Source organism: Nesterenkonia muleiensis, from assembly GCF_003600155.1.
GTDB lineage: Bacteria > Actinomycetota > Actinomycetes > Actinomycetales > Micrococcaceae > Nesterenkonia > Nesterenkonia muleiensis.
The window spans coordinates 23560-35218 of the sequence record NZ_QWLD01000032.1; the positions used below are offsets into that span (position 1 = coordinate 23560).

Sequence of the window (11659 nt, forward strand, 5' to 3'; positions counted from 1 at the left end):
TGACACTGGTCTGACCAGTAATTCGTTGCCAATAGTCCCACACCATGCCATCCACCCAGCGAGGAGGACCGCCCCGATGAGCCACCGCCCTGGAACCGGGCCGCCAACCGTTCCTGAAGGTCTCCCGATCGGGTCGGAGTGGGTGCGGGGCATGCCCACCTCCCCGGTGATCTTCCCCTATGACGGGTCAGTGGTCGCCCAGGCGCCGGTTGGTCAGCCCGAGCATGCCGCCCAGGCCCTGGCCGCCGGGTCCGCCGCCGTCAAGCCGGTACGCGGACTCACCTCCGAGGTCCGGCGAAAAGTCCTTCTGCACGTCCATGACGCCCTGAGCGGGCACAGGGAAGAATTCGTCGACCTGCTGATCGCCGAAACCGGAAAGGTGCGGCGGGACTGCGAGATGGAGTTCTCCCGCACGCTGTTCACCTGGTCGGCCTCCGCCGAAGAGGTGGCACATATCCACGGGGAGACGGTGCCGCTGGACATGCAGGCCTCGGGAGCGGGGATGCACGGGTTCTGGACCCGCAAGCCGATTGGGCTGGTGGTCGGCATCGCCGGGTTCAACGCGCCGCTGCTGCTGGCCAGCCACAAGATCGCCCCTTCCCTGGCTGCCGGCTGTCCGGTGATCTGCAAACCGGCACCGGCCACTCCGCTGACCACCCTGTGGCTTGCGGCCCTGGTCCGTGAGGCAGCTGCGGCACACGGTGCCCCGGAGGAGATGGTGCAGGTGGTCACCGGGGACGCCGAGGTCGGCCGTGCACTGGTCACCGACCAGCGGGTGGCTGCGGTGTCCTTCACCGGCTCGGACGCCGTGGGTCATCAGATCGCCAGAGATGCCGCGCCACGGAAGACCCTGCTGGAACTGGGCTCCAATGCGGCACTGATCGTTGACGCCGGGGCTGACCTCGCCAAGGCCGCCGAGGCCGTGGTGCGCGGCGGATACTACTTCAACGGCCAGGCCTGCATAGCAGTCCAACGGGTGATCTGCTGCGAGGCCGTGCGTGAGGAGTTCCTCGCCGAGCTCGCTCCCCGGGTCGAGGCTCTGCGGGTGGGCGACCCGCGGGATCCGGCCACCGATGTGGCGCCGCTGATCAACCAGGCAGCCACTGAGCGCACCCTGGACTGGATAGCAGAGGCCCAGCGGGCCGGGGCGCAAGTGGTTCACGGCGGCGCAGAGACTGCCGGGACCGTGGAGCCCACTGTGCTGCTGGATGTGCCGGAATCGGTGGCGGCGTGGTGCGAGGAGGTTTTCGCCCCCGTGGTCGCTGTCCGCTCGGTGCCCGATCTCCAGGCCGCACTGGAGACGGTCAACCGCTCCCGCTACGGGCTGCACGCCAGCATCTTCACCCGTTCGCTGGCCAGCGCGTTCCGGGCTCTCGATGAGCTCGAGGTCGGAGGCGTCGTCGTCAACGAGGTGCCGGGCTTCCGCTCGGACATCATGCCCTACGGCGGGGTCAAGGACTCAGGTATCGGGCGTGAAGGGCCCCGGTTCGCCATTGAAGAGCTGACCGTCACCCGCATGGCCATCATCAGGCCGGAATGAGCAGCCCCATGTCCTCAGAGAAGACCAGCTACACCGACCTGTTCCGGCTGGATGGACGCCGCGCACTGATCATCGGCGCCGGCGGCATCGGCGCGGAGACCGCACAGGCCCTTGCCGACCATGGGGCAGATATCATCTGCGCAGACCAGGATCTCGGCCTCGCCCAGGACAGTGCTGCCAGGGTGGGCGGCGAAGCCCTGCCGCTGGATGTCACCGACACCGAGGCAGTGCGCCGCACCGCCCAGGATCTGGGGGCCCTTGACGTGGTGGTGCTGACCGCGGCGATGAATGTCCGCAAGCGCATCCTGGACTACACCCCGGAGGAGTTCGACCGCGTGGTGGAGCTGAACCTCAAGGGGACGTTCGCCGTCATCAAGTACTTCGGCGCGACGATGGTCAGCCGCGGAAACGGAAGCATCATCGTCTTCTCCTCCATCAGGGAGCAGATGGTGGAGCCGGGCCAGTCGGTCTACGCCGCGACCAAAGCCGGTGCCGTGCAGCTGGTGAAGACCGCGGCCGCCGAGTTCGGCGAGGCCGGGGTCCGGGTCAATGCAGTGGCTCCCGGCGTGGTGGAGACCTCCCTGACCCAGCAGATCAAGGCCGACCCCCAGTGGTACCGGGCCTACGCGACCAAGAACGCTCTGGGCCGGTGGTCGAGACCCTCCGAGCTGGTGGGAGCGGTGGTCTACCTCGCCTCGGACGCCGCCAGCTACGTCACCGGGAGCAGCCTTCGGGTGGACGGGGGGTGGACCTCGGTGGACGGCCGCTTCACACCCCCGACACAGCCCTGATAGTCGCCGAACCTGGGTCAGCTCAGGCCGTTCTCGACACTCTACTGGTCTGACCAGTAATGCACTTTTTACCGTGATGTCACACATTCGAAATACCGGAAGCAGCAGGGTTAACACATGGACACTCCGACCGCCTCTCACCTCACGGACCTCGACGCCGGCCGGCTGACCTCTGCATACGGCTCAGGAGAGCTCAGTCCGGTCGACGTCGTCGCCTCCTGCCTGCACCGGATGGACCAGCTCGAACCGGCGCTGCGGGCCATGTACGACAGGTACGACGACGAGGCCCTCAGTGCCGCCGCTGACTCACAGCGCCGCTGGGAGCAGGGGAAGCCGCTCTCCGCCCTCGACGGAGTCCCGATCACGCTGAAGGAGAACCAGCAAGCAGCGGGCAGACCGACTATTCTGGGGTCCGCCTCGGCTGTTCCTGTGCCCGCTGAGCGCAATGCCCCGGTGCTGGACAAAGCGCTGCGGGCAGGTGCCTGTGTTCTGGGCCGGACCACCATGTCCGAACTGGGGATGCTCTCCTCCGGCATCGCCTCGGCCCACCCCATCACCCGCAATCCGTGGAACCTGGCATGGAGTCCCGGCGGCTCATCAGGCGGGGCCGGGGCGGCCTCAGCAGCCGGCTACGCCCCGATCAACCTCGGCTCCGACATCGGCGGATCCATCCGGCTGCCCTCCTCTTGGTGCGGGGTGGCCGGGCTGAAGCCCACCTACGGCACCATCGCCGTCGACCCCCCTTACCCGGGACGTACCATTGGCCCCATGGGCCGCACCGTCGCTGACCTGGCACGAGCAATGAGCGTACTCGCCGGAGAGCATCCTGCAGATCCCTGGTCCCTGCAGGACACCGGCACCAACTGGACCGACCTCAGCTTCGACCCCGCAGGCCGCAGAGTCGGCCTGGTGCTGGAGGTGGGCGACGGCGCCCCCCTGGATCCGGAGATCCGCTCCATCATCGAACGCGCCGCCGAGACCTTTGCCGCCGCCGGCGCAGAGATCGTGGAGGTTCCCCCGTACCTCGCACCGGGGACGGTGAGCCTGATCGACAAGTTCTGGCGAGCCAGCCACTGGCGGAAGTACCAGCAGCTGAGCCCGGAGCAGCAGGCCAAGATGCTGCCATTCATCGCCGAGTGGTGCCGGGGAGCCTCGGCGATCACTGCCGAGGAGGCGCTGGAGGCCCACGACGCCCAGATCGACCTTGCCCGCAGCGTCCTGAGAGCCGCTGAGGGGCTCGACGTCGTGCTCTCCCCGGTCTCCCCCGACCCCGCCTTTCCCGCGGAGTGGCCGATGCCCTCCAATGACGTGGAGGCCGCCATGTCCCATATCCACTTCTGCGTCGGCTACAACTTCGCCGGCATGCCGGCGGCATCGGTCAACGCCGGCTTCACCTCCGCCGGAAGCCCCGTCGGCGTCCAGATCGCCGCCGGCCGCCACCAGGACCGCTTGGCCCTGGCCGCAGCGGCGTTCTTCGAAGCCGAACGCCCGGAGGATGCTTCCCCTCACTGGCCCCAGGTCACACCCGCAGAGCACTTCACCCCCGCACCCTGAGAGAAAAGGACAACGACGATGAGAACAGTTCCCTCCGCCGGCGCGCTGACCGCCGCTGTGGCCATCAGCGCACTCACCCTCACCGCTTGCGACGCAGGCGCCGACGAGGCGACCACCCCCGCCGACGAGTCGGACAACGGCAACGGCACCGAGGTCTCGGAGGCACATGTGAGCATCGGCATGTTCGCCGTGCCGGCCAATCTCGACTACACCACCACCGGCGGTGCGGCGATATTCGAGGCTCTGCTCTACAACGTCTACGAGGGCCTGGTGCGCATCGACGCTGAGGGAGAGATCCAGCCGCTGCTGGCCGAGTCCTGGGAGATCAGCGACGACGGCCTGGAGTACACCTTCCAGCTCCAGCAGGGCGTGACCTTCCACGACGGCGCGGAGTTCGACGCCGAGAACGTCAAGTTCTCCTTGGAGCGCCTTGACGAATGGTCCGCCAACACCCCCGAGCTTCTCTCCGCCGTCGAGTCGGTGGAGATCGTCGACGACCACGAGGTGACCGTGGTGCTCTCTGAGCCTGACTACGACGCTCTGTTCTGGCTGGCAGGCCCCCTGGGAACGATGTTCGACCCGGACAGTGTCGAAGACCTGGCCACCGAGGCCAACGGCACCGGACCCTTCGAGTTCGTCTCCTATGAGAACGCCGTGCGCATGGAGCTGCAGCGCCATGACGACTACTGGGGCGAGCCGGCCGGTGTGGCCTCCGCCGAGCTGGTCTATTACGAGGACGCCTCAGCAGCGGCCAATGCCATCCGCACCGGGGGCGTCGACGCCATCCTGCGCTCCGAGGCCTACGACCAGCTCGAGAGCTTCGAGGAGGAACCGGACATCGATATGGTGGTGGGCTCCACCCAGGGTGTGGTCGTCATGGCGATGAACGATGATCATGAGGCACTCGCCGATCCCGAGGTGCGCACCGCGATCCAGCACGCCATCGACCAGGAATCGGTCCTGGCTGCCGCCACCGCAGGCTACGGGGAGGTCCTCGGCGGCCCCAGCGTGCCCACCGACCCCTATTACACCGACTTCTCCGGCACCTACGAGTACGATCCCGACACCGCAGAAGATCTGCTGGATTCGGCAGGGATCGATGACATTTCGCTCACGTTCAATGTGCCCAACAGAGCCTACGCCGAAGCAGCCGCCCAGGTGATCCAGGACAATCTGCGGGCAGTGGGCATCGAGGTGACTCTGGAGACCCAGGAGTTTCCCGCCGTCTGGGTGGAGGAGAACATGGTCAACCAGGACTTCGACCTGGCGGTGATCAACCACGTCGAGCCCCGCAACATGGCCAACTTCGCCAACCCTGACTATTACTGGGGCTACGACTCCGCCGAAGCCCAGGACCTCTTCGCTGAGGCTGCAGCGGCGACCGATGACCAAGAGTATGTGACAGCCATGCAGGAGCTGACCGAGCATATCGTCGGTGACACCCCCGCCGTGTGGCTGTACAACCCGCCGAACGTGGGACTGGCCACATCGGGCATCTCCGGGCTGCCGGAGAACGACCTGGGCGTGGGCATCGACCTCTCCGACGTCACCGTCTCCGAGTAAGCCCACCACCGGGGGATAACTGTGCTGCTGACTGTGCTCCGCCGTCTGGGGATCTTCATCCTGACGGTCCTGGTCGCCTCGGCCGTGGTCTTCTTCCTCCTCGGCGTGCTGCCAGGCGACCCGGCGCGGGCGCAGCTGGGGCTGCAGGCCAGCGAGGAGGAGGTCCAGGCGCTGCGCGAGCAGCTCGGCGTCGACAGGCCGCTGCCAGTACGTTACGTCGAGTGGGTCACCGGGTTCTTCACCGGGGACATGGGGGTCTCCTACGCCTCCAGGTCCCCGGTGGGGCCCCAGGTGTTCGACGCCCTCCAGGTGTCGCTGCTGCTGGTGCTCGGAGGCATCTGCGTGGCCGTGCTCATCGCACTGCCGCTGGGCATCCTCTCGGCGGTGCGCCACCACCGGCCCGAGGGCACGCTGTTCTCCGCGATCAGCCAGTTGGGAATCTCGATCCCGAACTTTCTGGCCGGTCTGCTTCTCATCGCGATCTTCGCCGTGGCACTGGGCTGGCTGCCCTCGGGAGGATGGGCAGCACCGGCCGCCGGGGTGGACTTCTTCCGGCACATCGCGCTGCCAGCACTGGCCCTCGGCCTGGTCAACGGCGCCATCCTGGCCCGCTACACGCGGGCCGCAGTCCTTGAGGTGATGCGGGAGGACTTCATGCGCACGGCCAGGGCCAAAGGCCTCACACCGGGCTCGGCCCTGATCCGGCACGGACTGCGCAACGCGTTGGTGCCGGTGGTGACGGTGACCAGCATCGAGTTCGCCAACCTCATCATCGGCGCGGTGGTCATTGAAACGGTGTTCGTCATCCCTGGGTTGGGATCCAACCTCATCCGGGCGGTGGCCAATCGTGACCTGGTGATGATCCAGTCCATCGTGATGTGTGTGGTCATCCTGGTCCTGGTGGTCAACCTGCTGGTGGACCTTCTGCGCCCGATCATCGATCCCCGCCTCAGGAGCGCCTCATGAGAGAAAGACTCGCAGACACCGCCGGGGCCGCGGAACCCACTGAACAGGCCCATCCCAGCAGGCGACGCCGCGGTGGGACTCCGCTGATCATCGCCGGCAGCGCATTGGTCTCGCTGGTCCTGCTCATGGCGCTGGCGTCCCTCTTCTGGACCCCCCAGGACCCCACCGCCACCAATGCCGTCAACCGCTTGGCATCCCCTGGAGCCGAACACTGGCTGGGGACCGACGGGCTGGGCCGCGATACCGCCTCGATGCTGCTGGCGGGGTCCCGGGTTCCGCTGCTGGTAGGGCTGGGGACCGTCGCTGTGGGCTTCACCATCGGTGTCCCGCTGGGCATCATCGCGGCTATGACCGACCGTGGGGCCGGGATGTGGATGATGCGCGGCAACGACATCCTCCAGGCGTTCCCGGCATTGCTGCTGGCCATCATTCTGGCCGCTGTTTTCAGCCCAAGCACGCTGACAGCCATCATCGCGCTCGGCCTGGGCCTGGCCCCGGGAGTGGTACGAGTGGTGCGCTCCGGCACGCTGCAGGTGCTCAGCCGCGAATTCGCCCTCGCCGCCCGCGCAGCAGGACGGGGCCCCCTCTACCTGGCGGTGCGTCATGTGCTCCCCAATATCCGGGGAATTCTCATCGTTCAGGCGACAGTGGGCTTCGCCATCGCCATTCTCGCCGAAGCGGCGCTGAGTTTCCTGGGCCTGGGCACTCCCCCGCCCACTGCCTCCTGGGGACGCATGCTGCAGGACGGTCAAGCCGTCCTGCATGTGGCGCCTCTGAACGTGCTGTGGCCAGGGCTGGCCGTGGCCGTGGCGGTGCTGGGGTTCAATCTGCTCGGAGACGGGCTCAGAGACCGGTTCGACCCCCGGATGGAGGTGGCCCGTTGAGCCTCACCGACACAGAGCCCCTGCTCAGCGTAGAGAACCTGACCGTCAGCAGCGGCAGGAATCAGTTGGTCCGTAGCATCGATTTCAAGATCTCCCGCGGCGAGCGCGTAGGTCTCATCGGCGAATCCGGGTCCGGAAAATCGCTGACCTGCCTCTCTGTCATCGGTCTCTTGGGGCAGGGCCTGCGAGCCGAGGGCCGCGTTGCGCTCCACGGCGGCCCGCCCAAGGATCGGACCGGTGCCGGCGGCGGACGGGTGGACCTGCTCACCGCCACGGAGAATCAGCTGGCAGCCATCCGCGGCAACCGGCTCTCCATGGTCTTCCAGGAGCCGATGACCGCACTCAACCCGCTGATGAAGGTCGGCGACCAGCTCGCTGAGATCATCGCCATCCACCGGCCGAAGACCAAGAACCTCACCCCGCGCGTGCTGGAGCTGCTCTCTTCGGTCCGGATACCCGAGCCTGCCCGTGCCGCGAAGGTCTACCCCCACCAGATGTCCGGGGGGCAGCGGCAGCGGGTCATGCTGGCGATGGCAATGGCCAATGAGCCCGAGCTGCTGCTGGCCGATGAGCCCACCACCGCCCTGGACGTGACCGTTCAGAGGCAGGTGCTGAAGCTGATGACCGAACAGGTCGAACGCGCAGGGGCGTCGCTGCTGTTTATCACCCATGATCTCGGTGTGGTCTCAGAGGTCTGCGACCGGGTGCTCATCATGCGCCACGGAAAGATCTTGGAGAGCGGACCCATCGACCGGGTGTTCACCGCACCGGAGCATCCCTACACCCGCGCGCTGATCGCCGCTTCCTCCCTGGCCACGCACCCTGAGACCGGGCGGCTGCTGACACTGGACCGCCCTGGGGCTGAGCCGATGGCACCCGAGGACTGCCAGAAGGGCTCCCCCGCCGAACAAGACACTCCGACCACTGAGCCGGAGGCTCCCAAGGCACCGGGCGTCCAGCACCTCACCCTGCCGGCGGAAGGCCCAGAGCCGGTCTTCAACGAGTCGGAGAACCCGATGATCAGGGTCCGCGACCTCACCCGGACCTACGGCAGGCACGGGCCTTTCGGCCGCGGTCGAGTCGTGCCGGCGCTGCGCGGGGTGTCCTTCGACGTGCCCGTTGGTCAGCGCTTCGGCATCGTCGGGGAGTCCGGGTGCGGGAAGTCGACTCTGCTGCGGCTGCTCACAGCCCTCGATGATCCCACCTCGGGCCATGTGGAGGTCGCCGGAGAGACCATCACCGGACGCAAAGAGCGTCGGCTTCGGTGGCTTCGCGAGAGCATGCAGATCGTCTTCCAAGATCCCATGGGATCACTGGACCCGCGCATGAACATCACCGATGTCATTGCCGAACCGCTGCGCCGAGCGGACTCCGCCGAGCGCCGCCACCGTGTGGAGGAGCTGCTGGAGCAGGTCGGACTGCCGGTCAGCTCCGCGAAGAAATACCCGCATGAGTTCTCCGGAGGGCAGCGTCAGCGCATCGCCATCGCCCGCGCGCTGGTCACCAGGCCCAAGGTGCTGATCGCTGACGAGGCGGTCTCCGCCTTGGACGTCTCCGTGCGGGCACAGGTGCTGAACCTGCTGGAGGACCTGGTTCAGGAATATCGGCTGACCATGGTCTTCGTCTCCCACGACCTCAACGTGGTGCGTCACAGCTGTGATGTGGTCGCGGTGATGAATGCCGGCCGCATCGTGGAATGCGGACCCGCCCAGACGGTGTTCGCCTCGCCTGAGCACCCCTACACCGCTGAGTTGGCCGCGGCCATCCCAAGGATCAGAGATAGGGTGAGCTAGATGCGATTCGAACCGGTGAAGAAGATCAGCTCCTACGAGATGATCGTGGAGCAGATCGAGTCTGGGATCCGCGAGGGGAACCTCCACCCTGGTGACCGGCTGCCGGGCGAGCGGAGACTGATGGAGACCTTCTCGGTCTCCCGGGCCACCGTGCGTGAGGCCATGCGTGTGCTGCATGCCACCGGTGTGGTCAACACCCGCGCAGGTGATCCCCGCGGACCTGAGGTGCTGCCTTTCACCCCCGAGGCCCTGGAACGCCCACTGCTGCGGATGACGTACCAGGAGGGCACCACACGGGCCGATCTCATCCAGTTCCGGCTGCTTCTGGAGGGGCAGTCGGCTCTGTTGGCCGCGGCGTCGGGCGACCAGGATGCCAAGGAGGTGATCGCTGCCCGCGCCGCAGATCTGATGGCCCTGGCCGATGGAGCAGCCGGTGCCGACACCGACCTGCCCGAGGAGTTCGGCGTGCTGCTCTCGAACTTCCACAGCGCCATCCGTGCCGCCTCCGGCAACCAGCTGCTGCAGGCCACCGGACAAGCGGTCGACGGCGCGCTGACCACGCTTGCCCGGCAACGTCTGGGCGATGAGCCTGGCAGCACCGCGCTGGTACAGCGGCTGCGCTGTTCTGCTCAGGATGCGGCTGCGCTGACCGAATACATCCACGACGGTGACGCCGTGGGAGCCCGGAAGCTGGCCACCGAGAACATCTACCGGTTCTACAAGGACCGGCTCACCGACCAGGAGCTCGCCGTCCTCGAGCCCCTCGTCGGCTGAGGGACCTCCTCCTCAGCCGCAGTAGGCGCCCTCAGCCGCTGAGCGGACCAGCTTGGCGTACTTGCCCAGCACTCCGGTGGTGACGTACGGGGCCAGCGGCTTCCAGTCAGGGCTGGACCGGCGGGCTTCGAGCTCAGCCTCGTCCACCTCCAGGTCGATGGTGCGTCCAGCGATGTCCACCCGGATCCTGTCACCGTCGGCGATATAGGCAATGGGGCCGCCGTCGACCGCCTCAGGCGCGATATGCCCGATGCACAGCCCTGTGGTCCCCCCGGAGAACCGTCCATCGGTGATCAGCAGCACGTCCTTGCCCAGGCCCGCTCCTTTGATGGCGCCGGTGATGGCCAGCATCTCGCGCATGCCGGGACCGCCTTTGGGCCCCTCGTAGCGGATGACGACCACGTCGCCGGCGGTGATCACTCCCTCTTCGAGCGCTTTCAAGGCTGCCTGCTCGCGTTCGAAGACCCGGGCGGTGCCCTCGAAGATCTCGGCGTCGAAGCCGGCAGACTTCACCACCGCGCCCTCGGGCGCGAGGCTGCCGCGCAGCACTGCGATGCCGCCGTTGTGGTGGATGGGGTTGTCCAGGGTGCGGATGATGGTGCCGTCGATGTCCGGCGGGTTGATCTCGGCGAGGTTCTCGGCCACCGTCTTGCCGGTGACGGTCAGGCAGTCTCCGTGCAGCAGTCCGGCGTCCAGCAGGGCACGCATCACCACCGGGACACCGCCGACCCGGTCGACGTCGACCATCACGTGCTGGCCGAAGGGCTTGAGGTCACCCAGGTGCGGAACCTTGTCGCCGATCCGGTTGAAGTCTTCGAGCTCCAGGGCCACGCCGGCCTCGCGGGCGATGGCCAGCAGGTGCAGGACCGCGTTGGTGGAGCCGCCGAAGGCCATGGTGACGGCGATGGCGTTCTCGAAGGCCTCTTTGGTGAGGATGTCGCGGGTGGTGATGCCCTGACGCAGCAGCTCGATGACGGCTTCGCCGGATTTGCGGGCGTAGGCGTCCCGGCGGCGGTCGGCGCTGGGCGGGGCGGCCGAGCCCGGCAGGGAGAGGCCGAGGGCCTCGCCGATGCAGGCCATGGTGTTGGCGGTGTACATCCCGCCGCAGGCGCCCTCGCCGGGGCAGATGGCACGTTCGATGACGTCCAGGTCCTCTTCGCTCATGGTGCCGCGGGCGCAGGCTCCCACACCTTCGAAGGCGTCGATGAGGGTGACTTCCTTCTCTGTGCCGTCGGAGAACCTCGCGACGCCGGGCATGATGGATCCGGCGTAGAGGAACACGCTGGCCAAGTCCAGACGAGCTGCGGCCATGAGCATCCCGGGGAGCGACTTGTCGCAGCCGGCCAGCAGCACCGTACCGTCCAGGCGCTCTGCCTGCATGACGGTCTCCACCGAGTCGGCGATGACCTCGCGGGAGACCAAAGAGTAGTGCATTCCCTCATGACCCATGGAGATGCCGTCGGAGACGCTGATGGTGCCGAACTCCAGCGGGTAGCCGCCGCCGGCGTGCACGCCTTCCTTGGAGGCTCTGGCCAGCCGGTCCAGCGAGAGGTTGCAGGGGGTGATCTCATTCCAGGAGCTGGCGATGCCGATCTGCGCCTTGGCGAAGTCCTCGTCGCCCATGCCGACCGCGCGCAGCATTCCGCGTGCCGGGGCTCGGGTGTAGCCGTCGGTGACCTGCCAGGAGCGTGGCTTCTCCGGGCTTGAGGGGCCGGTGACGGCTTGAGGTGGTGTAGCGGTGGTTTCTTCAGTGGGTGCGGACATGTGTGCCATATTACGCCGGTGCCTCCGACA

At 67.2% G+C, this 11659-nt stretch carries 9 protein-coding genes; 8 read left to right on the plus strand and 1 reads right to left on the minus strand.

What is annotated here, in order from left to right; translation table 11 throughout:
* Nucleotides 1–76 precede the first annotated feature (76 nt).
* The 8 genes from DVO78_RS08610 (at nucleotide 77) to DVO78_RS08645 (ending at nucleotide 9865) form a co-directional block, all read left to right on the plus strand.
* Nucleotides 77–1540: an aldehyde dehydrogenase family protein gene (locus DVO78_RS08610; protein WP_120004406.1), complete on the plus strand. Its 1464-nt coding sequence runs from the start codon at nucleotides 77–79 to the stop codon at nucleotides 1538–1540.
* Between the two features lie 8 nt (nucleotides 1541–1548).
* Complete coding sequence (locus DVO78_RS08615; RefSeq protein WP_120004407.1) at nucleotides 1549–2331, plus strand: SDR family NAD(P)-dependent oxidoreductase; 783 nt, start codon at nucleotides 1549–1551, stop codon at nucleotides 2329–2331.
* A 117-nt stretch (nucleotides 2332–2448) separates the two neighbouring features.
* The gene (locus DVO78_RS08620) at nucleotides 2449–3885 is read left to right on the plus strand and encodes an amidase (protein ID WP_120004408.1); all 1437 of its coding nucleotides are present in this window, start codon (nucleotides 2449–2451) and stop codon (nucleotides 3883–3885) included.
* An 18-nt stretch (nucleotides 3886–3903) separates the two neighbouring features.
* Nucleotides 3904–5448, plus strand: coding sequence for an ABC transporter substrate-binding protein (locus DVO78_RS08625; protein WP_120004409.1), 1545 nt, complete (start codon nucleotides 3904–3906; stop codon nucleotides 5446–5448).
* 21 nt (nucleotides 5449–5469) lie between these two features.
* Nucleotides 5470–6414: an ABC transporter permease gene (locus DVO78_RS08630; protein ID WP_120004410.1), complete on the plus strand. Its 945-nt coding sequence runs from the start codon at nucleotides 5470–5472 to the stop codon at nucleotides 6412–6414.
* Nucleotides 6411–7298 (plus strand): ABC transporter permease, encoded by an 888-nt coding sequence (locus DVO78_RS08635; RefSeq protein ID WP_120004411.1) that lies wholly within the window; start codon nucleotides 6411–6413, stop codon nucleotides 7296–7298. The genes DVO78_RS08630 and DVO78_RS08635 overlap by 4 nt, the downstream gene beginning before the upstream one ends.
* Entirely contained in the window at nucleotides 7295–9091 is a 1797-nt protein-coding gene (locus tag DVO78_RS08640) for a dipeptide ABC transporter ATP-binding protein (RefSeq protein WP_120004412.1), read from the plus strand. The genes DVO78_RS08635 and DVO78_RS08640 overlap by 4 nt, the downstream gene beginning before the upstream one ends.
* A complete protein-coding gene (locus DVO78_RS08645) occupies nucleotides 9092–9865 on the plus strand; it encodes a FadR/GntR family transcriptional regulator (RefSeq protein ID WP_120004413.1) in 774 nt (257 codons plus the stop codon).
* 12 nt (nucleotides 9866–9877) lie between these two features.
* Here the strand turns inward: DVO78_RS08645 and ilvD are convergent, their stop codons facing one another.
* Nucleotides 9878–11629, minus strand: coding sequence for a dihydroxy-acid dehydratase (ilvD, locus tag DVO78_RS08650; protein WP_120004414.1), 1752 nt, complete (start codon nucleotides 11627–11629; stop codon nucleotides 9878–9880).
* Nucleotides 11630–11659 lie beyond the last annotated feature (30 nt).

Excerpts from the sequence above, each read along its gene's own strand:
- DVO78_RS08610 (WP_120004406.1), top strand. The coding sequence starts at position 77 with ATGAGCCACCGCCCTGGAACCGGGCCGCCAACCGTTCCTGAAGGTCTC.
- DVO78_RS08615 (WP_120004407.1), top strand. The coding sequence starts at position 1,549 with ATGTCCTCAGAGAAGACCAGCTACACCGACCTGTTCCGGCTGGATGGA.
- DVO78_RS08620 (WP_120004408.1), top strand. The coding sequence starts at position 2,449 with ATGGACACTCCGACCGCCTCTCACCTCACGGACCTCGACGCCGGCCGG.
- DVO78_RS08625 (WP_120004409.1), top strand. The coding sequence starts at position 3,904 with ATGAGAACAGTTCCCTCCGCCGGCGCGCTGACCGCCGCTGTGGCCATC.
- DVO78_RS08635 (WP_120004411.1), top strand. The coding sequence starts at position 6,411 with ATGAGAGAAAGACTCGCAGACACCGCCGGGGCCGCGGAACCCACTGAA.
- DVO78_RS08645 (WP_120004413.1), top strand. The coding sequence starts at position 9,092 with ATGCGATTCGAACCGGTGAAGAAGATCAGCTCCTACGAGATGATCGTG.
- ilvD (WP_120004414.1), bottom strand. The coding sequence starts at position 11,629 with ATGTCCGCACCCACTGAAGAAACCACCGCTACACCACCTCAAGCCGTC.